General features: G+C 37.5%; 24 protein-coding genes. 6 read left to right on the top strand and 18 right to left on the bottom strand.

Features of this window, described 5'->3' with window-relative positions; all coding sequences use genetic code 11:
• Positions 1 to 109 precede the first annotated feature (109 nt).
• The 4 genes from B176_RS0104815 (at position 110) to B176_RS0104800 (ending at position 7,172) form a co-directional block, all read left to right on the top strand.
• A complete protein-coding gene (locus tag B176_RS0104815; RefSeq protein WP_161603009.1) occupies positions 110 to 3,568 on the top strand; it encodes a TonB-dependent receptor in 3,459 nt (1,152 codons plus the stop codon).
• Positions 3,569 to 3,579: 11 nt separating this feature from the next.
• Positions 3,580 to 5,406 carry a RagB/SusD family nutrient uptake outer membrane protein gene (locus B176_RS0104810; protein WP_017257651.1) on the top strand — a complete coding sequence of 609 codons (1,827 nt, stop codon included), beginning with the start codon at positions 3,580 to 3,582 and terminating at the stop codon, positions 5,404 to 5,406.
• Positions 5,407 to 5,435: 29 nt separating this feature from the next.
• Positions 5,436 to 5,813, top strand: coding sequence for a BACON domain-containing protein (locus B176_RS0104805; protein WP_017257650.1), 378 nt, complete (start codon positions 5,436 to 5,438; stop codon positions 5,811 to 5,813).
• Between the two features lie 483 nt (positions 5,814 to 6,296).
• A complete protein-coding gene (locus B176_RS0104800; RefSeq protein WP_017257649.1) occupies positions 6,297 to 7,172 on the top strand; it encodes a DMT family transporter in 876 nt (291 codons plus the stop codon).
• Between the two features lie 106 nt (positions 7,173 to 7,278).
• Here the strand turns inward: B176_RS0104800 and B176_RS0104795 are convergent, their stop codons facing one another.
• Positions 7,279 to 7,839, bottom strand: a complete 561-nt coding sequence (locus tag B176_RS0104795; RefSeq protein ID WP_017257648.1) for a tetratricopeptide repeat protein — start codon at positions 7,837 to 7,839, stop codon at positions 7,279 to 7,281.
• Between the two features lie 77 nt (positions 7,840 to 7,916).
• Here B176_RS0104795 and ung point away from each other — a divergent pair, with 77 nt between their 5' ends.
• Positions 7,917 to 8,591, top strand: coding sequence for a uracil-DNA glycosylase (gene ung / locus B176_RS0104790; protein WP_017257647.1), 675 nt, complete (start codon positions 7,917 to 7,919; stop codon positions 8,589 to 8,591).
• Between the two features lie 113 nt (positions 8,592 to 8,704).
• On the opposite strand, the gene B176_RS0104785 is transcribed toward ung, so the two are convergent.
• The 3 genes from B176_RS0104785 to B176_RS0104775 form a co-directional block, all read right to left on the bottom strand.
• Complete coding sequence (locus B176_RS0104785) at positions 8,705 to 10,120, bottom strand: sialate O-acetylesterase (RefSeq protein WP_202803333.1); 1,416 nt, start codon at positions 10,118 to 10,120, stop codon at positions 8,705 to 8,707.
• Positions 10,121 to 10,201: 81 nt separating this feature from the next.
• On the bottom strand, positions 10,202 to 11,122 hold the full coding sequence (locus tag B176_RS0104780; protein WP_017257645.1) for a DUF58 domain-containing protein: 921 nt from the start codon (positions 11,120 to 11,122) through the stop codon (positions 10,202 to 10,204).
• Between the two features lie 84 nt (positions 11,123 to 11,206).
• The gene (locus B176_RS0104775) at positions 11,207 to 12,694 is read right to left on the bottom strand and encodes an FG-GAP repeat domain-containing protein (RefSeq protein ID WP_017257644.1); all 1,488 of its coding nucleotides are present in this window, start codon (positions 12,692 to 12,694) and stop codon (positions 11,207 to 11,209) included.
• A gap of 463 nt (positions 12,695 to 13,157) precedes the next feature.
• Here B176_RS0104775 and gyrB point away from each other — a divergent pair, with 463 nt between their 5' ends.
• Positions 13,158 to 15,116, top strand: coding sequence for a DNA topoisomerase (ATP-hydrolyzing) subunit B (gene gyrB, locus B176_RS0104770; protein WP_017257643.1), 1,959 nt, complete (start codon positions 13,158 to 13,160; stop codon positions 15,114 to 15,116).
• 100 nt (positions 15,117 to 15,216) lie between these two features.
• Here gyrB and B176_RS0104765 read toward each other — a convergent pair whose 3' ends face one another.
• The 14 genes from B176_RS0104765 to B176_RS0104700 all read right to left on the bottom strand — a co-directional run bounded on the left by B176_RS0104765 (position 15,217) and on the right by B176_RS0104700 (position 23,814).
• Positions 15,217 to 15,561: a 2Fe-2S iron-sulfur cluster-binding protein gene (locus B176_RS0104765; RefSeq protein ID WP_017257642.1), complete on the bottom strand. Its 345-nt coding sequence runs from the start codon at positions 15,559 to 15,561 to the stop codon at positions 15,217 to 15,219.
• Positions 15,539 to 16,012, bottom strand: a complete 474-nt coding sequence (locus B176_RS0104760; protein ID WP_017257641.1) for a hypothetical protein — start codon at positions 16,010 to 16,012, stop codon at positions 15,539 to 15,541. The genes B176_RS0104765 and B176_RS0104760 overlap by 23 nt, the downstream gene beginning before the upstream one ends.
• Positions 16,013 to 16,121: 109 nt before the next feature.
• A complete protein-coding gene (locus tag B176_RS0104755) occupies positions 16,122 to 16,502 on the bottom strand; it encodes a group III truncated hemoglobin (protein WP_154647889.1) in 381 nt (126 codons plus the stop codon).
• 2 nt (positions 16,503 to 16,504) lie between these two features.
• Positions 16,505 to 16,888 carry a group III truncated hemoglobin gene (locus B176_RS0104750; protein WP_017257639.1) on the bottom strand — a complete coding sequence of 128 codons (384 nt, stop codon included), beginning with the start codon at positions 16,886 to 16,888 and terminating at the stop codon, positions 16,505 to 16,507.
• 20 nt (positions 16,889 to 16,908) lie between these two features.
• Entirely contained in the window at positions 16,909 to 17,319 is a 411-nt protein-coding gene (locus B176_RS0104745) for a hypothetical protein (protein WP_017257638.1), read from the bottom strand.
• Positions 17,319 to 17,603 (bottom strand): hypothetical protein, encoded by a 285-nt coding sequence (locus B176_RS0104740; protein ID WP_040540045.1) that lies wholly within the window; start codon positions 17,601 to 17,603, stop codon positions 17,319 to 17,321. Before B176_RS0104740 ends, B176_RS0104745 begins: the two co-directional genes overlap by 1 nt.
• 5 nt (positions 17,604 to 17,608) lie before the next feature.
• The gene (locus B176_RS0104735) at positions 17,609 to 18,616 is read right to left on the bottom strand and encodes a cytochrome c (RefSeq protein ID WP_017257636.1); all 1,008 of its coding nucleotides are present in this window, start codon (positions 18,614 to 18,616) and stop codon (positions 17,609 to 17,611) included.
• 6 nt (positions 18,617 to 18,622) lie between these two features.
• Positions 18,623 to 20,443, bottom strand: a complete 1,821-nt coding sequence (locus tag B176_RS0104730) for a cbb3-type cytochrome c oxidase subunit I (RefSeq protein WP_237739795.1) — start codon at positions 20,441 to 20,443, stop codon at positions 18,623 to 18,625.
• Positions 20,427 to 20,759 carry a hypothetical protein gene (locus B176_RS0104725; protein WP_154647887.1) on the bottom strand — a complete coding sequence of 111 codons (333 nt, stop codon included), beginning with the start codon at positions 20,757 to 20,759 and terminating at the stop codon, positions 20,427 to 20,429. The genes B176_RS0104730 and B176_RS0104725 overlap by 17 nt, the downstream gene beginning before the upstream one ends.
• Positions 20,760 to 20,808: 49 nt before the next feature.
• The gene (locus B176_RS0104720; protein WP_017257633.1) at positions 20,809 to 21,246 is read right to left on the bottom strand and encodes an RrF2 family transcriptional regulator; all 438 of its coding nucleotides are present in this window, start codon (positions 21,244 to 21,246) and stop codon (positions 20,809 to 20,811) included.
• Between the two features lie 111 nt (positions 21,247 to 21,357).
• Positions 21,358 to 21,681 (bottom strand): Rieske (2Fe-2S) protein, encoded by a 324-nt coding sequence (locus tag B176_RS0104715; RefSeq protein WP_017257632.1) that lies wholly within the window; start codon positions 21,679 to 21,681, stop codon positions 21,358 to 21,360.
• Between the two features lie 4 nt (positions 21,682 to 21,685).
• Entirely contained in the window at positions 21,686 to 22,198 is a 513-nt protein-coding gene (locus B176_RS0104710; protein WP_017257631.1) for a YdeI/OmpD-associated family protein, read from the bottom strand.
• Between the two features lie 69 nt (positions 22,199 to 22,267).
• Positions 22,268 to 23,086 carry a phosphatase PAP2 family protein gene (locus B176_RS0104705; protein WP_017257630.1) on the bottom strand — a complete coding sequence of 273 codons (819 nt, stop codon included), beginning with the start codon at positions 23,084 to 23,086 and terminating at the stop codon, positions 22,268 to 22,270.
• Positions 23,087 to 23,226: 140 nt separating this feature from the next.
• Entirely contained in the window at positions 23,227 to 23,814 is a 588-nt protein-coding gene (locus B176_RS0104700) for an LOG family protein (RefSeq protein WP_017257629.1), read from the bottom strand.
• Positions 23,815 to 23,830: the final 16 nt, after the last annotated feature.

Below are 23,830 nucleotides of genomic sequence, written 5' to 3'. Positions count from 1 at the left end.
TTCTTAATTAAAGAGTCACAATTTTAAACCTAAACTAACCAAATGTATGAAATTTTACAGGAAAATTTTCAGCAGTGAGTCTCGCTGCACTCTTAAATTCTTTCGAATAATGAAACTAATGTCTTTTCTGCTTTTGATGGGAATTATGCAGGTAAATGCTGCCAGTATTTATGCTCAAACCATTACTTTAAAGCTAAAAAATGCGCATCTAGAAAAAGTATTTGAACAAATAAATATCCAAACAGGCTACGATTTCTTTTATAACATAGACTTACTCAAAAAAGACAAGCTTGTAACGGTAGATTTTAAACAAACAAGTCTAACATCAGCTTTAGATATCTGTTTTAAAGACCAACCATTTACGTATACCATCACAGAAAAAACGGTAATCGTAAAAGAACTATCAAAAAATGCTTTTGCAGATATTGAAAAAGCAAATAAAATAGATGTGCGAGGAAAGATAGTTGATGAAACCGGCACAGGGATTCCTGGCGCATCTTTAAGAGTAACAGGCACCACAAAAGGCACTGTTACCGATGTTGGTGGTAATTTTAAACTGGTAGACTTAGATGAAGGACAGACGTTAACAATATCAAGTATTGGTTATCAAACTATTGAAGTAAAAGCGACATCAGGAAAGGATTTAATTATCAAACTTAAAGCAATATCAGGTTCCTTAAACGACGTTATTGTGATAGGTTACGGTACGCAGAAAAAGGTAAACCTTACCGGAGCAGTATCTGTAGTGAAAGGCGAAGATCTGGAAAACAGACCCGTAACCAATGCCAGCCAAAGACTTGCGGGCATTGTGCCTGGATTAAACGTAAACGCTACCGGGAACACAAAACCTGGTCAAAGTTATGCTATAAATATTAGAGGAGTTGGAAATTTAAGTAACACGGATAATCCTTTTGTTTTGGTTGATGGTACGCCCATGCCACTTGACCGGGTAAACCCAGATGACATAGAATCTATATCTGTTTTAAAGGATGCTGCAGCTTCTGCTATTTATGGGGCCAGGGCCGCTTATGGCGTAATCCTGATTACTACAAAAAAAGGCTCAGAAGGCAAAACGAAGATTACTTATTCAAACAATGTTGGACTTACTTCTCCTACAAAACTTCCAGAACTGGTTAATTCTTACGATTTTGCGCAGTATTTTAACGCCTCTACCTTTAATGCAACAGGGAGCAAACAATATACCGATGATAAACTAGCCAAACTAAAGGCATTTATAGCAGATCCGTCTGGTTTTCCGGTTCTTCCCGAAGCGAATGATAATTATCTTTCTAATTGGGAAAATACCGCAAACGGGATAGCTAACACCAACTGGCTTGATTTCAATTATAAACCTTCTGCCCTCCGTCAAACGCATAATTTAAACGTAAGCGGTGGCACAAAAGATATCCAATATTATGTTTCTGGAGGAAGCAATAGTGAGGGTGGATCATTAAGATATGCTGACATTAACTATAAGCGTTATAATTTTAATACTTCCGTAAGTGCTAACGTAGCGAAATGGATTAAGGCATCTGTTAACTCTAAATACTCACAAAGCACTTATAATAGTCCGTTTTCTCCAGGCTTCGAAAACTTGTTTTTCCATAATATGCTAAGGATGAGACCTAATATATCTCCGTATGATTTAAGTGGGAACTTCAACGAAATCTCGAGTGTGCCTTACTTAAAAGCAGGGTCAAAAAATGAGACCATAGAGAATTCATTGAGTATTTCACCGAGTTTGAAAATTACCCCTGTTAAAAATTGGAACATTAACCTTGATTTTAACCTTCAGAGAACCAATATTGATAATTCTGCTTTATTACTACCTGGTACTATTTACGGGATTGATGGCACACCAAAATTGGTAAATAGGTCAGAGTTTGGAATTGTACTTTCCGGCAGTTACGGTAGGTCTGGCTCTACAAACACATACATTTCTCCAAATATTTACACTTCGTATGATCTAAAAATTGGTGATGGACACCAGATAAATTTGCTTGCTGGATATCAACAGGAACTGAGCAGATTTGATTCATTAGGTACAAGTGCGCAAGATTTAATCAGTTTTTCTACACCAGGTTTGGTATTAACTACTACGCCAGGGGTATCTAAGGAAGCAAGAAATGAGTGGGCAACCAAGGGTTATTTCGGTCGTGTAAGCTATAATTATAAAAACAAATACCTCTTTGAAGCCAATGCAAGATACGATGGTTCTTCCCGTTTTGCCTCCAACAACAGATGGGGATTTTTCCCATCAATGTCTGTTGGCTATAACCTTGCTGAAGAAGATTTTATTAAAAATTTAGGCAATAAAATCAATCTCTTAAAAATAAGAGGTTCTTATGGTACGCTTGGAAATCAGGCTGGTGCACCAATTTACTCTTACGCACAAACTATGTCTATCGCGGTACCTGGACCAAGTGGTGCAGGACCAAGATGGTATTACCAGAACGGTCGTGAAGGAAACATTTTAGCTCCTGCACCTTATAACCCGTCTCTAACTTGGGAAAGGGTATTGAGCAGTAACGTTGGAATCGACTTTGAGCTTCTGAGTAATCGTTTAACTGGTAGTGCGGATGTTTACCAACGAAACACCAAAGACATGTTAGGTCCATCGTTTGACATCGCAGACATGTTTGGAGGTGCCGTGGCATCTAGCAACAACGCAGATTTACGGACTAGAGGCTGGGAGCTGAGCTTAAACTGGCGTGGTAATATCAATAAGGATATTAACTACCGAGTAGGCGGAGTGCTATCTGATTATAAATCTGTAGTAACCAGGTACCAGAATCCTACTTTTACGAATCCTGGTGGCACCTTTTACGAGGGTAAAAACATTGGTGAGATTTGGGGATACAAAACCGGCGGACTTATTCAAAACGCCGCAGATGCTACTGAGTACAACAAACTAAATCGAAGCTTTTTATCTGCCCGAGACTGGATACCTGGTGATGTGAAATATTTAGATACATCCAACGATGGGAAGATAAATAACGGCAGCAACAAACTTGGCGATATGGGTGATCTGTCAGTAATAGGAAATACCACGCCCCGTTACTCTTATGCATTAAACGGAAGTATTAGCTGGAAAGGGCTTACCATGTCTTGTATTTTGCAAGGTATTGGCAAAAAGGACTTTGCGCCAGGCTTAGGTGATGTTTATTTTTGGGGGTCTGGATCTTTGGCTCAAGTTACGGTCTTTAAACAACATTTAGATTATTGGACACCCGAAAATACCAATGCTTATTATCCTAATCCATATGCTTCACCTGGAGGCACTCAGCCTTCTTTTGCAAACAAAACGCAGCAAGTTGCAGACAGGTTTCTCCAAAGCGCTTCCTACTTAAGGTTAAAGAACCTAACACTTAACTATGTATTGCCTTCACAAATTATTAACAAGCTTAAGCTTAGCAGAGTCAATGTATTTGTAACCGGGGAAAACCTGTTCGTGTTTACCAATCTGGCAAAAATGTTTGATCCAGAAGGATTGTCGGGCTCAAATGGAACGGGTAAATCTTATCCGTTAAGTAAAGTATATGCATTTGGTCTAGCTGTTTCACTATAAATTTAACGAAAATGAAAAAAATCAATATAACTAAATTAGTGCTTTTTTTAGTGGCGCTAACAGTCTGTTCTTGTAACAAAGATTTTTTAGAGCGCAAACCTTTGGACGCACTGAGTACTGCTAATCCTTTAGCAAGTACTAATGAATTGCGTTTGTATGTAAATCAATTCTATAGCATTCTGCCTACACAACCAACTACAGTTGGCGGTGCAGGAATTGCTTTTGATGATGCAGGTACGGATAATCTTATTTTCTCATCGGTAAACACCAGATTAACTGGTCAGCTTGCATTGAGCAACGCAAGTACCTTAAGCGGTTATACCACTATAAGAAACCTGAACTATTTTTTGGGCAACTATAAAAATGCAGTAGGAAGCCAGAGTTCGATTAACCAATATGTGGGCGAAGCTCGGTTCTTTAGAGCGCTTACATATTTCAACATGGTAAAAAGCTACGGAGATTTAACTTGGGTAAATAAAGTTCTACCAGAAGATCCGGAAGTAATGAAAGTACCCAGAGATCCTCGCACCTTGGTAATTGACTCTGTTTTGAACGATTTGGATGTGGCTATTTCGCTACTACCAACAGCTTCTAATAGTTCGAGCTTACGTGTACATAAAGATGTTGCTTTAGCTTATAAATCACGAATTGCACTTTACGAAGGTACTTGGCAAAAATACCATAAACTAAAAAACGATAAGTTTTTTACCATAGGTATCACCGATGCTAAAATTCAGGCCTACCTCACACAGGCTCGTGATGCAGCACTTACTGTAATATCAAGCGGACGTTGGGCAATTCACAATACAGGTAAACCACAACAAGATTATTCTGATTTATTTACTACCTATGACCTTTCGGCCAACCGTGAAGTGATGTTATGGAGAAAATATAATATAGCAGACAACATTGGCCATAGTGTTTCAAAGTACACTTCAACAGACGGAGGAGATTTAGGAGTTGCACTTTCTTTAGTAGACGATTATTTAACTGCCGACGGCAGACCCTTTCTAGGTACAGAACGATCTAATGCACAGCAAATCTACTCAAAAGAGCTATTGGCAAGCCAGCGAGATTCTCGCTTATCGCAAACAGTGGGTGTTCCTGGTCAGCCTTTACGTCCGGTAAATATAGTTGTGCCTAATTATCCACCGATAGATCAAACCGGCTTTAACAGAAACACTACAGGTTTTCCACTGCATAAGTTTTTAGAATACAGCAGTGTACCGGCAACTTCCGACGATTTTAAAAGCATGACACCAGCCATTGCTATTAGATATGCCGAGGTACTGTTGAACTATGCAGAAGCTATGGCTGAATTAGGGGGTGACGCAACCTTGATTGCAAATGCATTAAAACCATTAAGAGATCGCTGTGGCATGCCTGCCGTTGATTTTGCAAGAGAATACAACACAGCAGCCGATTATCCTTTCAAAAATCTTTCATCAGTACTACAAGCAGTAAGGAGGGAGCGTAGAGTAGAGCTTGCATGCGAGGGTTTCCGTGTAGATGATATTTTTAGATGGGCTGTTGCGGACGACTTGTTGGTTGGCAAAAGACCCTTAGGAAGTCTTTTTGTAGGCAGCGATATGGCCACCCAAAACGTACCTACAGGTTTTTATAAAGGAGCACTTTATTATGATACTGCCCCCACTGGAAAATCAATCAACCTTTACTTAACCGGTACATCTGGAGATGCGGTACGTTACATCGACCCTTTTAAAAACACATTGCCTACAGGCTATAAGTTTAATATAGGTCGGGATTATCTATTGCCAATTCAGCAAAGGATGTTACAATTAACAAGTGAAAAGTGGGTTCAAAACCCTGGCTGGTAATAATTATTTATACTTTAAATTTAAATCAGATGAAAATTATAAAATATTGTGCAATAGTTCTTTTAATTGCTTTTGCAGCGACGGGATGTAAAAAACAGGATCAGCCGATAAAACCTATTCAGAGCGCTACGTTCACCGCAGTGGTAGAAGATCCTTCTGCACTTTTCCCTCCTACCCAAACAATTACAAATATCAATATCATTGCAGGAACAAATGGATGGTCTATCACCCAGAATCCAACCAATACTTGGTGCATTACAGAAAAGAACTTTGGTGCTGGAGACTTCAAATTAAAACTGACAATTAATGCAAACGCAACAGGTTTAGATCGTACAACGCAAATAAAATTAGTTTCAACCAATGCTAGTTTGGCTCCTGTTTTATTAAACATCAAACAATCAAAATAATATTACATAAAGGCTAAAAGCAGAATGCACAAAGCCTAACGCTAAAAACCTATATAATAATACATTATAATGATTGATTGTGAAATTAAATAATGGACTCTATGTAATGAAACGCAACTCAATTACAAACACTAGAGTGGATTTAAGCGATTAGTTTTAGTTTAGTTGGAAGTGTACTCACCGCAATGGGGAGTATATTTATACGGTGGGCAATTTTGCTCACCGTTTTTTTATCACCGTTTTATATTCCTTTCAAATTTCACATGGAACCTAATGGTGTTCCTCTTTCCATAGCGGACGTATTTCACTTCGAGAACAATTCCACGCTGTATTTCTTTTTGTCTCCAGATGCAACTTTAAGGTCTCTTTAGCTGAAAGGCGTTTATTGACTATAATTTTGAGGTTTTTCTGTGGGGATAGTGTTAATCAAAAAGAAAACCGTCGAACTATATTTTCCCATTCTGTTGTTTACTTTTGAGCCCAATGGAAAAACTGCCAGAAAAATCAAGCAAGGGTTGGGTCAACGGATTTATTGGCGTATTGATCTTTAGTGGATCTTTACCGGCAACGCGGATAGCTGTCATGGGCTTTAATCCAATCTTTGTAACCGTTGCCAGGGCTTCCGTTGCTGGACTGTTAGCCGTTTTTGTGCTGTTGTTTTTTAATCAAAGAAGGCCAACCAAAAAGCAATTCTCGCAATTAATAGTCACCGCAATTGGAGTCGTAATCGGTTTCCCACTTTTTAGTGCAATGGCGCTAAAGCATATCACGTCTGCCAGTTCTGTGGTATTTATTGGCATACTTCCTTTATTAACTGCAATCTTCGGAGTAATTCGCAACGAGGAAAAGCCTCACCCAGCATTTTGGCTATTCTCCATTCTAGGCGCATCATTGGTCGTTGGTTTTGCCGTCTATCAAGGAGTTTCAAATTCTCCGACGGGTAACCTACTCATGCTTTTAGCGGTTGTTTTATGTGGGTTGGGCTATGCCGAAGGCGCAAAACTCTCGAAAAGTTTAGGTGGTTGGCAGGTAATTTCTTGGGCCTTGGCGATTGCTTTACCACTGATGATTTTATTATTATTCTATTTTTTTCCACCTACACTGAGGGGAATCAGCATAGCTTCTTGGCTAGGTTTAGGTTATGTTTCGGTATTTAGCATGTTTATAGGATTTATTTTTTGGTACCGAGGATTGGCACAAGGTGGTACTGCGTCCGTTAGTCAATTACAGTTACTGCAACCTTTTTTTGGTTTAGCGCTGGCAACCAGCTTACTGCAGGAAGAAGTCAGTACATTGATGATGTTGGTTACCATTGGTGTGATTCTTTGTGTTGTAGCATCAAGAAAATTTGCGGGTTAATTTCAATAATCAATTTCCTCCTACAACAATTAATCATTGCACCTAAATAAAAAAAGCAAACCGACTCATCGCCAATTTGCTTTTACATATAATTTAAAACAGCTTACTAAAACTGTCTGTAGCTTCCTTTTCCGCCACGTACCTGTTGGGTTTTGTCCAACATAGACATTTGGCCTTTCATCATCTTTATTTGATCGGCAAGCAATTTATTTTTGTCTGCTTTCTCAGCTTCTTTCAATAACCTTTGGGCTTCTCTTTTATTTCTTTTACCCATCTCAACTCCCGCTAAACTTAAGTTAGCTAAAGCGATGTTATGATCCATGGTTAAACCTAAGCTTAAAGATTTTTTAAAAAACTTTTCCGACTTCATCGGCGATCTGCGAGATTCGATTAGCCCCATCAAAAGGTTGTAATAGCCGTATTGCCCTTTGTACAGTTCTCTTTCGTAATTTTTGATACTCAACAAAGTAGTTTCTGCTTTATCCATATTTTCTTTACGCAAATACCATTGCGCCAAAAGCATTCTTTCGTTAAAAATAAAGGTAACGAACACCAATATGGCTATAAAAATCAATAATATTCCCCATCCCCAAAAAGAGAAAACGATTAGCGTAATTGCCGTACCCAATATTAAACCGGCAATAATTATTCTTATAAAATTTGGCATAGCTGCTTATTAATTGTTTTATTTTAGTGGCGCAAATATCTATTTATTTAGGCTTTAAATCAATAAAAACGATAAATATGTCGGTTAAATTAGAATCTTCTTGGCTTACACTATTAAAAGCGGAGTTTGACAAACCCTATTTCGCTAATCTGAAAAGCTTTTTGGAAATGCAAAAGAGAAATGGGGAATTAATTTACCCAGCAAATAATGTAATTTTTAATGCCTTTGAACTCACTCCCTTTGATAAGGTTAAAGTGGTAATTTTAGGACAAGACCCATATCATGGTGCAAAACAAGCACATGGTCTTTCTTTCTCCGTTCAAGATGGCATTAAGCTTCCGCCATCCTTACGCAACATATTTAAAGAGCTACAGGCCGAATTTCAGAATTTTACGGCCCCACAAAACGGTAATTTGAGCAAGTGGGCAAACCAAGGTGTTCTTTTATTAAATGCCACTTTAACAGTTGCTGCTGGCAAGCCAGCTTCGCATCAAAAACAGGGTTGGGAAATTTTTACCGATGAAGTGATTAAAACCATCTCCAATCGCACAGAAAATATTGTTTTTATATTGTGGGGCAATTATGCACAACAAAAAGAAGCACTAATTGATACCCAAAAACATTTGATTATAAAATCTCCTCACCCCTCTCCTTTTTCGGCGTATAACGGTTTTTTCGGTTCTAAACCTTTTAGCAAGGCAAATGCCTATTTAGTAAAGAATGGCAAAGATGCGATCGATTGGCAACTTTGAACCTATTTTGATTTGTGTAAAAAACCGAGAGCTTATATCGGGTTCACAATATTAAGCTCTGGGTTTACCCACTTTTCAAACATTCTTTTAACTTATCTAAAAAAACAGACCTATTAATTCCAATTATCTGTACGGAAAGACGACACAGGAAAGCCGTTTAAACCAAATAAGTCGCCAATTACAAAATCTTTAAATGCGTAACGTACCGCAACAGGCTCTTTAACTAAACTCGATGACACATCAACTCCAATATTGGTGAGCACCGCATCTGCTGGGTAATATTTTTGATCGGCCCCGGCAATCTCAAAATTTAGTAGCTTTTTCCCGTAAGATGTTAATCCAAGTGGCGCATTACTAAAAGTTAGCATCGCTTTAGCGTCAGCTATTTTCATTTCCTTTAAAACCGGACTTCCTGATTGTATTCCTTTAACCCCGTAAGTTTTTTCTAAAGCCATAAATGCAAGCCGTTGTCCTACTGTTTCTTTATTTGGCGCATGGATAAAAGCCTCGTCGCCAATATCAAGAATGCTTGCCATACCAATATTAGGCAAACTGGTAGATGCCTTTAATTGTGCCTCGCGTAAATAAGCAGAATTTGCAGTAGTTGTTTTATAGTTATAGGGTGCTATCTGTACATAATAAAATGAAAAATCGCCAACGTTCCAAGCGCTCCTCCAGTCATTGATTAAACCCGGCATTAATTTCTCATATTCCACATATTCTTTTCTGTTAGATTCGCCTTGGTACCAGATTGCTCCCTTAATGCCATAACCTACCATTGGATTAATCATCGCATTAAACAGGACAGTAGGCGTTTGTTGTGAGAGGTTATCAACTGGCTTCTCTTCTGGAAGTTTTAGCCAATCAAAATTTTTCACACCCATTTCACTAATCCAAGGTTCAATGCGTGTACCGCCCCAGGTAGCTTGTATTAATCCGATAGGAACTTGTAGTTTTTTATGTAACATCAATCCATAGTAGTAAGCCACGGCGCTAAAATTATTCACACTTTCCGGCTCGCACAAACTCCATTGGGCGTCAAAATCATTTAACGGTGTTAAGCTTTTACTCTTTTTAACGGTAAACAAACGAATCTGTGGATTTTCAGAAAAAGCTATCGCTGCCGCCGAGCCTGAAACTGCTTGGTTACGGAAACCTTTCATCGGCATTTCCATATTCGACTGACCAGAGCAAACCCAAACCTCGCCAATCAATACACCCTTTAAGGTAATCGTTTTACCATCGTTAATATTTATCTGATACGGACCACCAGCTTTTGGCGTGGCAACCTTAACTTTCCAACTACCATCGCTTGTTGTGGTAACGTTATAACTCTCCTTATTCCAAGATGTAGTCAGCTTTACCTTGGCATTTGCTTTGGCTTTTCCCCAAATAGCCACTTCACTCTGTTGCTGTAACACCATGTTATCGGCAAAAATTGCGGGTAATTTCACATCGGCTAACAAGCTCGTAAAGCTCAGCAATAAAGCAAATTGTATGAGTAGCGTAGCTTTCGTTTTATTCATCATTTTAGTTTGAAATTAATGGTTCAAGAATTAATTGAAATCCCAATTTAAAAGATTTTTTTGTTCGAGGAGTATTTGGTTCAATCACTTCTTCGCTCGGGCTAGCAACCAAGCATTCAATATAGGGTAAAAACCATCTTCAATCTTTGCATCAACAAAATTGATTTTAAACTGCCCGCATTTTAAATGGAGTTTCTCTTTAAAAGTTTTTATTTTCTGAAGATACATTTCTTTAAACTGTAATGGATTTAGCTTTATTTCTGCCCCGCTTTCAACATCAACAAAATGATAAGGTCTGTTTTCAAAATCAAAGTCCAGCTCATGTTTCTGTTCGTTCACATTAAAAATAATAATTTCATTTTTCTGATATTTAAGATGCTGTAGCGCAACAAAAACTTCATCTAAATAAGTGTCGTCTGCTTCGGCAGAAAACATATCTGTAAACAAAATCACAAATGAACGTTTTGGGATTTTATCAGCAATAGCATGAATGTTAGCTATCAGACTGGTTTTTACGCTTTTCTTCTGCTCTGTTAACCTTGTAGCTAATTCGTTCAACAAAAAAGCTTGGTGGCTTGTGGTAGACTTGGCTGCCGAATGGAACTCAATTTCTTCTGCAAAAAGTGTTAGACCAAAAGCATCTCGCTGTCTTTTTAAAAGATTGATAATGGCAGCGCTCGCCAATGCACTAAAAGCAAACTTGTTGATTCCCTTTTCGGGATAATACATGGACGAGGAGCGATCTATCAATAAATGGCAACGTAAATTAGTTTCCTCCTCAAATCGCTTAACAAACAGCTTATCGGTACGGGCAAACAGTTTCCAATCGATGTTTTTAAGAGAGTCTCCGTTGTTGTACAAACGATGCTCGGCAAATTCTACAGAAAACCCGTGAAAAGGACTTTTGTGCAAACCTGTTACAAATCCTTCTACAACTTGCTTTGCCAATAACTCCAAATTTCCGAAACTGATGTTTTCGGCCAAATCAACTGTCGTGTTCGCCATTGTATAAATAAACAAAAAAATAGTTCTAAAACAAAAAAAGCAGGATGTGTAAACATCCTGCCCTATCAAACCAACTATTTAACCCTATTTTTTTAAGAATGTACCATTATTGTTAATCCAAGATAAGCCATATAACTTATCATCTGTTGTAATATCCATATCGCCATCATTATCCACATCATGCACCCGCACCAAATTAATCCATCTTGCGCTATTGCTTGCATTGTTGCTCAACACCGTTTTAGTTACGTCTTCAAATTTATCACCGCCGTTCTTCAATAACTGTAGATAATAACCTTTATAATATCCCTGCTCCAACTTACCATCACCTGTTCTTGTAATCAGAACATCCGTTTTACCATCTTTATCATAATCAATAAAATCAATATCAACCACTACGCCAAAGCCAGATATAGCTGGTATAGTAACCATTCTAGAAGTTATAAAGTTTCCACTTGCATTCCCTAAAAGAATAATTGTATTTGCATTATTGTGCTCATGTCCACCGGTTACCAAATCCAAATAACCATCCTTATTGATATCATAAAGCTCAGAGGAATAATATGCCTTACCCCATAATTCACCTGGATAAATTGCTAAATCTTCATTAAAATTACCTGCTCCATCATTAATTAAAAACTTACTGATGGACTTGTTATCAGTTACAAACAGATCAATATCACCATCGTTATCAATATCGCCGGCAGTTACAGATGCAAAGTAGCTTTTATTGATATTTAAGTCTTTTACAGCGAATTTACCGTTATAATTCATCAGAATTTTGATGGTTTCGCCACTATAAGGACTCTGATCAAATCCAGAACCTACGAATACCACATCTAACCATCCGTTATTGTCTAAATCCGCAACAATCGCCTTTCTGGCATTCAACATTTTAGGCATGCCATTGCTAAACACACTTTGATCCTTTTTAAATTCAAAAACATCATTTCTAAAATACTCCAGTTCTAACGCATTAGTGCCATATGCATTACTTGTACCTCCTATGATATCCAAATCACCATCTTTGTCAAAATCTCCGTACGCTCTTGCATTATAAGCATCCTCGTAATAGTTTACACCCAAAGCGGTTTTTTGAATAGCCGTTGACAAATCGATGTATAAATTATTTGTGATATAGTTATGGTATGAGGTCTTGCTGTTCGCTTCAAAATCCTGCGTTACGCCAACCAACAAAACAGATGGGTAATACTTAAAAATACTTTTATTCTGCGCCACAACAGTAATTGAAAGTGGCTTGGAAAAATTGACTGGAGTTTTATCACTCTCAACCTTGGTGTCGCCAATCATTAAAGTAGCCTTTTCTGACAATTCAAAAGTTGGAACCAATGCCGTTAAGTCTATCCCTTTAGGCACTTCTATATTTATCGCTTGTCCGTCAAAACTTGCTTTATAATCTTTGTCTAAAGTTGGGTTGTTAGCTTTTAGAAATACAAATTCCACCAGCTCCTTTTGTCCGGAATATGGAGAAACACCTGGCAACTGCTCTTTTGTACAAGCAACTGCAAAAATACTAAGTGTGAATAATAGTAAGTAAAAATTCTTTTTCATTTTAATGTCCCTTTAGGTTCTCTTTATGACCCCGTTTTTCCACACCACACATCTTTTATACGCTTCAACTAATAACGGGTTACAATTAATTTTAACTGAAATAACTTTGCAAGGCTTTTTATAAATAAAATTTTTAACCTCATAGAAAATAAGACAATAATACTACCACAAGAAAAAATACATAAAAAACACACTCTATCCATAATCAAACTATGATTCATATAAAAATGTGTAAAATTGAGAAAAGAAGTTATTACCCTATTAGGGGAAAAACATGTACAAAAGCCAAAAAACAGCCACAAACCCAAGCATAATTATGTTTCCGCTTCTAACCTAAAAATTGTGCGCATAAGAAATATGACAAGCCTATAATTACACGATTCCCACAAAAAACGAATTATCCACACCGTTTCGGAATGCCAAGCATAAAACGTATTTTTACGGGTATTGATTTAAATAAATAATGAGCGAAGAAAAGGAAGACAAATCACATTATTCGGCCGATAATATTCAGGTTTTAGAAGGTTTAGAAGCCGTTCGTAAACGTCCGTCGATGTATATTGGCGATACAGGCACAAAAGGTCTGCACCATTTAGTGTATGAAGTTGTAGATAACTCTATTGATGAGGCTTTAGCTGGTTACTGTACAGATATTTTTGTAACTATTTTAAAAGATAATTCAATAAAAGTTAGTGATAACGGTCGTGGTATCCCAACTGCGATGCACACCAAAGAAAAACGGTCTGCTTTAGAAGTAGTAATGACGGTTTTACACGCAGGTGGTAAATTTGACAAGGATACCTATAAAGTTTCTGGTGGTTTACACGGAGTTGGTGTAAGTTGTGTTAACGCATTATCTATCCATTTAAAAGCAGAAGTACACCGCGAAGGCAAAGTATTTGTTCAGGAATATTCATGCGGTAAACCACAATACCCGGTTAAAGAAGTTGGAATATCAACCGATACGGGAACTATTGTAACGTTTACACCTGATGATACCATTTTCACCCAAACTACTGAATACAAGTTTGATACTATTGCAAGCAGATTAAGAGAGCTTGCTTTCTTAAATAAAGGTATTAAATTAACCCTAACGGATGAACGAGAGGTTAATGAGGATGGTTCTTTTTTATCAGAATATTTTTACAGTGAAGGCGGTTTAAGAGAATTTGTAGCGTATTTAGACGATACACGTACTCCTTTAATTCCGGAGCCAATTTATATTGAAGGTGAGAAAAACGGCATTCCCGTTGAGCTTGCTTTCACTTACAACAACTCTTATAGTGAAAATGTACACTCTTATGTAAACAACATTAATACGCATGAGGGTGGTACACATATCGCTGGTTTTAGACGTGGATTAACGCGTACCTTAAAATCGTATGCAGATAAGTCTGGTTTGTTAAAAAACCTAAAAATTGAGATTACCGGTGATGACTTTAGAGAAGGTTTAACTGCTGTAATTTCGGTAAAAGTAATGGAACCTCAGTTTGAAGGTCAAACAAAAACCAAGTTAGGTAATAACGAGGTGACCGGAGCTGTTGACATTGCAGTTGGAGAAGCTTTAGGAAACTTTTTGGAAGAAAACCCTAAGGAAGCTAAGCTGATTGTAAATAAAGTAATTTTAGCTGCTACCGCTAGAGCTGCCGCCCGTAAGGCCAGAGAAATGGTACAGCGTAAAAACGTAATGGGCGGTTCTGGCTTACCAGGAAAACTTGCCGATTGTGCTAATAAAGATCCTTACGCCTGCGAATTATACCTAGTGGAGGGTGACTCTGCGGGTGGAACTGCAAAACAAGGTCGTGACCGTGATTTCCAAGCTATCTTACCTTTGAAAGGTAAGATCTTGAACGTGGAGAAAGCCATGGAGCACAAAATCTATGAGAACGACGAGATCAAGAATATCTTCACTGCTTTAGGTGTAAGTATAGGAACTGCGGAAGATGATAAGGCTTTAAACTTAGAGAAATTAAGGTATCACAAAATCATCATCATGACGGATGCTGATATCGACGGTTCGCACATTACCACGTTGATCTTAACGTTCTTTTTCCGTTACATGAAAGCTTTGATAGAGTTTGGAAACGTATATATTGCCGCTCCACCGCTTTACCAAGTTAAAAAAGGTAGAGAGTTTGAATATTGCTGGAATGATGCACAACGCGATGTTGCAGTTCAACGTTTAAAAGGTGCGGGTAAAGAAGAAAGCGTACACATACAACGCTATAAAGGTTTAGGAGAGATGAATGCCGAGCAGTTATGGGAAACCACCTTAAATCCAGCAACTAGAACTTTAAAACAAGTTACTATTGATAACGCCGTAGAAGCTGATCATATTTTCTCTATGTTAATGGGTGACGAAGTTGCACCACGTAGAGAGTTTATTGAAAAGAATGCGAAATACGCTAAGATTGACGCTTAGTCGATTTTAATGTATAAAGTGAAAGCCAATGTTTTTCAACATTGGCTTTTTTGTTTTTAGCTAATTATAGCATCAACAGATCGATCTCAATATGTTAAAATCACAAAACTCTAATCTGTAGTCCGTTTAGGTTTTTATCAATCATCAGTTGACAGGATAGTCTGATATTTTGCTGATTTACATCCATTTTAGCTAATGTTGTTGCTTCATTCCTGTCGAAACTCGCTAGCTTTTCTCTTGCGTTTAATATCTCCACCATACAAGTACCACATTTTCCCATTCCTCGGCAGTCGCCAAACTCTTCATCTGCAAAGCGATCATAAATCAACATCATTAAATTTACATACTCATTGTTACGGGTAGTAATTTGGTGAGGTTCGCCGTCGTATATTATTTCAAAAGAGATATTATCCAAACTGATATTAATTGCTCTGCCAAAATTCATCGCTAAAGTCATCCTCAAAACTATCTAAGTGTGACTGCGACAAACGTTCTTGAATATTTTTGAGTTCTTCTTCGGGTAGTAAAAGCTCTAAATGTGGAAATAAAACTCTTTCCTCGAAATTGATGTGCTGGTAAATTGAGGACACCAAATGAAGATAATTATGCTTCCCTACATTATTTCCCGAAACAATTTTTTCGATTTCTGAAATTATGGAGATGTGGTCTTCTTTTCCTTTGGTACAAAAAACATCATCTATACTCTTAAACAAAAGCTGTTCTTCTTCTAAAAAATGTTTTCTTAAATGTTGTTCCCAAAAAAAACTAACGTAATTACGGATGCGGTCTAAAGAAACATCTAGCTCGATTCCCTTTTCAATTCTTTTACAAAAAGAATGCTCTAGATGATGGTCTTGAGAAAGCCTTGCGATATAAGAATTACTTTTAATTGCCATTATTTTAATTTAGGACTTCCAATGTCGAATTTTTAGAACAATAAAAAATTGACTTCCGTCACATCCGGGATAATAATTAGAAGAACTTATGCTATTCTATAAAATAAACTTATTTCACGTCGATGTTTTTCACTGCTTTCATTATCCGGGCTATGCTAAACGCTCTTTTTTTAGCATTTTCCGCTATTTCGCCTTTAAACAATTCATCTAAGGTTTCTGTAAATAACAACATCCATGTTTCAAAGTGTTGTTTAGTTAAGGGTAAAGGCATATGACTTGTTAAAGGATCGCTTTTGTACTCTCGTGTATATAAAAGCAGTGTAGACCAAAAACTCACCATTTTGGCTAAATGGGCGGGCCAATTATTTTTTATAATGGGATCAAAAACAGCGAATAAACTTTCGTTTGCCCGTACTTTATCGTAAAAACTATAAACCAGGTTTTCAATATCGGCAACTGTAGCGATATCTTGCTTATCGGAGTCCATCATCCTCAATAGATTACTTTCTTATCATCTCCGCCTAAGGTTGCTAATCTTTTCATAAACATGGTTGCCATTAACTGCGCCCTGTTTTTAGCATCGTCTGCCATTATACCTTCAAATTTGCTATCTATAGTTTCATCAAAAAGCACCAGCCATCTATCAAAATGAGCAGGTATAATACCTAATGGCGCATGTTTGGCGAAAGGATTTCCTCTAAAGCCCGGAACCCCGAACAAAGCGGCATTCCAGAACTTATACATCTGTTCTAAATGTGGCCCCCAGTCGGTAATGGCATTCATAAAAATAGGCCCTATAAAATCGTCTTCTCTAACCTTCTGGTAGAAATCGTCTACAAAAACCTTTATCTCTTCCAATCCCTCAATATCTTTCATACTGCAAATTTTAAAGCTCGTTAAAATAACGAGATTGAATCAGATGTGATTGTAAAAAACGCTGCCCAGCCGACAAACAATATCAAAAGAATAATAATCCAGATTGGGATACTGCGTGGTGTTTCACTACCATGTAATACAAACGAAGTTTGATCTCCTTTACCGTACGAGTTAATCATTAATGGTACAATACCATCAACAACTTCATCTTTCTTTAAGCCCTCAATAGCTATTGCTGGTCCGTTTCTAACAACAAAAGGAATTTTTTTAATACCTTCTTTACCTTTATGGTCTTTACTAACAATTTTAAGAATATGCTGGCCGTCGGGTAATTTTGTAGTATCCAAATCAAAAGAAACTGGCGTCGGAAAAACCCCTACTGGCTGTAATTCATCGTCAATAAATAAAGTTACTTCGCTTTTACTTTTCATTATTGTGGTGTTAAAATTGTGTTTTTGATGTCGTTATATTTGCTCTCCGTTTTGCGGCTTAAAAAGCAGCGGATTGTTGCGTATAAAGTATAAACAGCAATAAGCACCATTGCAATTACCACAAAATAATCCCAGTTACTTTGTGGTCCACTTCCGTGAGTAATGTTTCTTAAAATTTTTGGCTGGTTTTTATTACAAACCTCACAAGCAAACGTTGTAAGACTGGCCGTAACCATCAGCAAAACAGTCAGTAAAAAACTTTTATATTTTTTTAGTTGAGTCATAATCATTATTTCCCTATTTGATCTAAAATTGCCTTTACCTCTTCTACTGAAACCTTTTTTGCATCATTACCCCAACTGGTACGCTCGTGACTGATGATTGCAGAAATTTCTTCTGGTTTCAAATTATTGTTTGTACCAATTGCCGGCATTTCTGGAAAACCTTCCTTCGCTCTTCCATTATACCCTTTCATAATTACCGTAATCAGTGCTGTTGGGTCTGGATCTAAAACAATACTACTTCCTTTAAGAGAAGGAAAAGCACCTGGCAAACCTTCTCCGTTTGCTTGGTGACAGCTTTGACAGTTTGCAGCATACAGACTTGCTCCGTCAAGTCCTCCACTTTCCGCTGCTGGCATGCCCGCCAAAGCTGGTGTTGCTTCTTTCGGATATAAGAACTTGGGCACTGGTCTACCATCAGGCAAACTTACCTGCTTTAAAGATTGTAGGTAAGCCACTAAATTTAAAGCATCTTCTGTAGCCACAATATCGCCCGTGATTCCTTTTCTATATTCTTCCGGAACTTGAACAATTACATCTGCAGCAGCTGCACTTTCCTTAATTTCAAAAAGCCATGGGTAAGCTGGCATAACCGATTGCCCAACTACCGAACGCGGATTGAAAAGGTGGATTAAATTCCACTCTTTACTAGGCTGACGTTTTCCAATTTCGGTCAAATCCGGTCCAGTACGCTCAGACCCTAACAGATTTGCAGTGTTACGCCAAAAATCTGTTCTCTTATTTCTTGCATAATCGGATGCGATACTTGGGCGTTCTCCCCAAACTTTATCCATATCTACGTTACGCACCTGTTGTGTATGGCAAGCTATACATCCTTCTTTCACGTAAACTGCTTTACCAGCGAGTTCTTGTTCTGTTAATGGCTTGCTATTGGGTAATGGCGCATTATCCTCTTGCGCCCTATATGCTGGAATTAATGCTGCATACAATGTTAATGCAAGAAACATAACCGTTGCAACAATAAATAAGCGTTTATGATTATTGTAAATTTCCATCTTAATCTAAATATTATCTTCTCGGTTTAACTGATTAAAAAGTACGGTTTGTGTATCAATGTCACCACTTTTCCTTGTCATTGTGTAAAGGTTATAAGCAAAAATCAAATGCGATGCCCACATTAAAGAACCACCAATTGCTCTCCACACCCAGTAAGGCGCCATGTTAGCCACTGTATCAATAAATGGTTTTCCTTCCATCCATTCTACACCACGCAACGTACTACCGATCATTAACGGAACGGTATAAAACATCATCCCAATTAAGGCCATCCAAAAATGCGCACCAACCAAACCATGGGTTGGTTCTTTACCAGTTAACCTAGGCACCAACGTATAGATAAATGCCCAAAGAAAAAATGTAATGATCCCATACATGGTCAAATGCGAGTGTGCCACGGTAAAATCTGTAAAGTGCCAGTATAAATTGGCAGATCTAAATGCTTCGGCTGTTCCTTGGTAAGAACCAGTAAAATAGAAAACAATACCTACTAAATAAAACGGCAAGGTATAACTTGAGCCCACTTTATGAAAGTTACCACGCATGGTCATCAAAAAGTTGGTGGTACCGGCCGCTACTGGAATTAACATACCCACACTACCCACAATTGCAGTAGTTTGCAACCACCAAGGAATTGCACTAAAAATAAAATGGTGCGTTCCAATTACCGTGTAAAACAAAATCTGCGTCCAAAAAGCTAAAATTCCTAAACTGTAAGAATAGATTGGCGTGTTAAGCTGTTGCGGAAGGAAATAATAAACTAAGCCTAACACAAAAAGCATAAACCACATTCCTACGCCTTGGTGCATATAATAACCCTGCGCAATGGTTTCTCCCAAGCCATTTTGCCAAAAAGGCAAGTAAGCAACCAAAGTAATTACGATGGTAAATATTACAGCCGATACAATGTACCAGTTGGAAACATAAATTTCTTTTGTAGCTCTTTTAGCGATGATGTTCAAATAATTTATTAAAGTGATAACCACGCCAATTGCAAAAAGCAACATGATTGGCCAGATATACTCGCGATATTCGCCACCACCATTGTTGATTCCTGCCATTAAAGACAGGGAGCCCAGCATTACGGACGCATTGATGAGCCAGAAAGCTAACCAAGCACTTTTTAGCGATTTAACTATGGTATTACTAACCGTATAAACCACGTAATAACCCAAGCCAATCATCGCTAAAGAACACCAGCCCCAGAAAACCATATTGGTATGCACCGGGCGTAACCTACCAAAACTTAACCAACTGATATGATCAACATCTGGTGCTACAAATTTTATCCCTAAATACTCACCAATGGAAGTCCCTAAAACCAACCAGAACGCGGCGCCGCCCAAATACCAGATGATTAATTTAGCTAATTCGGGGTTTACTGATGGTCTTTTGGTAGATCGCTTTTTATCAGGAATAAAACGAGCAATATTTACTTCGCTTACCCGATGGATCATACCCTTCGCATCCTCTGGAGGTAAATCTCCACCCAGTTCTTTATTGGTTAATTTATACTCAACTGCCGTTTTTCTATTTTCTAGAGACTGCCTTAGGGTTTTCAGCTCATCCTCACGCAAACTTTGTGAAATAGCAGTTTTCTGTTCATTAACATCCTGTGCTTTTACCTTCTTTACCAGATTTCTCACCTTCGCAGTAGCTAAATAAACAGCTATCAGAAGCGGAATTAATATCAAAACTATAGTAATTAACACCCCGGGGTTTGTAATGATATCTTTCGTTTTCTGCTCTTGCCCGAAAGCGCAGATACTTGATAACAAAAGAAAAATCAGCACAAAACTGCCTTGTTTACTAATTTTTGGTTTCAACCTGTTGATCATTTTTGTCTGCTTTATTGATTTTTTTAATTAAGATTTTTAATTGCTCAGCATCAAAGTCATATAGTTTATGATTGATCCACGCTGATCCTTTTTCTTTACTGCTTAAGGAAGATTCTTTTAAGTTCCTCAAACTTTTCGCCATCACAGCGAGTAACAGAATCATCACTACAATAGCAATAACCAATAGGCTATTGATTAAGAAACGATAATCTTGCGTTTGGAGTGCTAAAACAAATGCTAAGCCTTTTATTGAATACACTTGGCACAGACTCGAAATATATAAATCTATCACTTGTAAATACATATTACTTAATTGATATTAATACCTTTTTATCCTTTATTGTTTTTAAAGATTACTTTTTCAAATTTGTTACACCCAAATTTAAATCGCCATTGAACTCTTTAATAGTTGTTTTAAGTAGCATTTCATGGATGTTTTTTCTGATTACTTTAAATTCGTTATGCAGCGGACAGGGTTTGCTTTCTGAACAAGAAACCAGACCTAAGCCACAACCGGTAAAAAGGCCGTTTCCATCAATTGCCTCAACCACATCTGCTAAAGGTCTTTGTAAAGTACTTTCATCCATATAAAAACCGCCATGCGGACCTTTAACAGACTTTACAATTCCTTTTTTACTTAAATCCTGTAAAATTTTAGCTAAAAAATGTTCTGGAGAACTAATCCCCGTAGCAATTTCTTTAATACCAACCCTACTGCCGTTTTCTGTACGATGTGCAATAAAAAAAACAGATCTGATAGCGTACTCGCAAGTTTTTGAAAAAATCCCCATTTGATGGTACAAATATAATGGACTACCATCAATAATAAAAGAGTTTTTTGTCTTTTATTTAAAGCGCAACATTATCAACTGAATTATAAATATTACCAGTTCATTGGGGAATTACCAAAACTTAAACCACAGCTTTTTAAAACCAACCATCAAATTTTCTCCAACTATTTTAACTGGATATTTTCTCAGATAGTCTCCCTGACCAATTGCCCCTCTCCCGTTTTCTAAATTATATTGATATCTATGGATAGGACAAACTAAAAATCCTTCTGTGCACCAGCCATTCGTTAAATCGCCACCAGCGTGAGGACATTTATTAGCAAAAACATGATAATTTCCTTGGTGTTGCACCAACGTCAGTTTTTTACTATTGACTACTATTAGTTGCACATCTGCACTGCTTAAAGATGAGAGTGGGATTGTAAACCATTTCATTAATCTATTTTTTGGCTTTGTTATATCTAATCATTTCACCAAAGTCTATTTTCTTCTCCATGGCATCAACGGTTTGTGCAATCCGCTTTACCCTGGTTAACTCTGTTTTTGCGGCGTTGATCCAATTAAAATAATAGTTTTGATGTGATTTAGGCATTGCATTAAACTGCTCCATACTACCCTCCAAGTCTGATAAGCAAACATTCAGATCTTCTGGCATTTCCAGTTTAAAATCTTTGTCTTCTTCTATCAACAGGTTTACAATTGCTCCTTTTCCCTTTCCAATTTGTTTTTGAATCGCTTTTTTTAACGGTAAAATGAAATCGCCACCCCCCATTGGGGCTAAGGCAATTCCCTTAACAAGTGTATTGTCTATTTTTCCTTTTATTCTAAAACTAACTTTGCAATCTGGTTTTAATTCGGTCGCGATAGCCTGGGGAATATCCAGATAAGTCCAGCCGGTTTTCTCACCTTTTTCGTCAAACTGATGAATAATGGTCTGTAATTCAATCATCATTGAAATATAGAAACAAAAAAGACTCAATACAAATGTTGTAGTGAGTCTTTTAAAATTAATTTTTTGAAACTAGTTTTTAAATTTGTAAGTAAGTCCCATGCCTTGATAATTGAAACCTACCACTGGTGCAACAGATAAATTTGTGTTGTTTGTTTTTTTATGAAGTTGCGGAATTAAAATACCGCAAGCCATACCAACACCATAACCTAAGATATTATCTGTTAAAAAATGCTTTCCCGCTCTTAGTCTTTGATAGCCTACTAAAGCAGGAACCGCCGCTGCCGCAGCCCAAACGTAAGGTTTCAATTTAGAATCGGGGTTAAAATCACTGAATACTTTAGCCGCGAAAAACGTTGCAGCGGCAGTTGCAGTTGTATGACCAGCGAAGAAAGAACGTTGCTCGTCTTTATCCTGTCTGTCCGCAACTGGTAACGAGGTGTTGTAAACCAATGGGCGACTACGTTCTACCAAGCCGGCTGCAATTGTAAAAGAGGCTGCAGCGGCAGACATTGTCTCTAAAAACATCACAGAAACTTGTCCGTAATGACTTCTTTGCTTTCCATCAATCAATGCTACAATTGGCGCTACTGCAAATGAAGCATAAAAAGGAATGTAACTATCCTTATCTGCTTGCTCAGAATAATTACCTGCAGCAAACCGATCTATAAAAAAGACATCGTCTTTTGATTTACTTAAAACTTCTGATGGGGTTAATTCACTTTTATTTTTGATCAATGTTACTCCTAAATAGCTTAATCCTAAACCTGCAGCCACTGCAGGCCCGTCATATTTGAAACTAGTTTCGTATGGTGACTCTGATTGAGCCAGTAGGTTTGTGGAAATAAATATGGAAAGTATTAAAATGCTGAAGTAATTACTTTTTTTCATGCTGTTGTTTTTTAATGATTGTACATTTTGGACACACTATTCAATTCCTTTGCCAAGAGTTAAAATCCAAAAAAAATAAGGTCTCATTTCATAAAATAGATCTGACCTATTTATGAAATCGAAAAGGTAGAATAGATTTTTTAGCTCAAATTCCGATCTCTAAACCAAACTTCATCCGGTTTAGCGGAAAACATGTTCATGGCGTCTATAATCTTTTGAGGTGATGAGTCATTGATCACCAAATCTCTATTTATGGGTTTCAAAAATTTGTGCTCCACCATTACATCCATCTGTTTAAACAGAAAATCGTAAAAGCCATTAAAGTTTAAAACGCCTATTGCTTTCTGGTGTAAGCCCAACTGCAACCAAGTTAACACTTCAAAAAACTCTTCTAAGGTTCCAAACCCGCCGGGAAGAATTAAAAATGCATCAGCGATATCAGCCATTTTTTGCTTTCGCTGATGCATATTTTCTGTTACAATCATTTCTGTTAAGCCTTTATGCCCAACTTCTTTATCCATTAAAAACTGAGGGATAACGCCGATAGCTTCTCCTCCTCTATTTAAAACAGCATCGGCAATTAGCCCCATTACGCCCACGCTTCCGCCTCCAAAAACTAATTTGATATTATTGGCAACCATCAACGTAGCTAATTCTTCAATAACGGCTTTTAAATTTTCATCACCATTGAAATTGGCTCCGCAGTAAACGCAAATGGATTTGATCATTGTTAGAATTGATGTT

It is taken from the genome of Pedobacter arcticus A12 (genome assembly GCF_000302595.1).
Taxonomy (GTDB): Bacteria; Bacteroidota; Bacteroidia; order Sphingobacteriales; family Sphingobacteriaceae; genus Pseudopedobacter; species Pseudopedobacter arcticus.
This window is presented reverse-complemented; position numbering and strand designations above follow the sequence as displayed.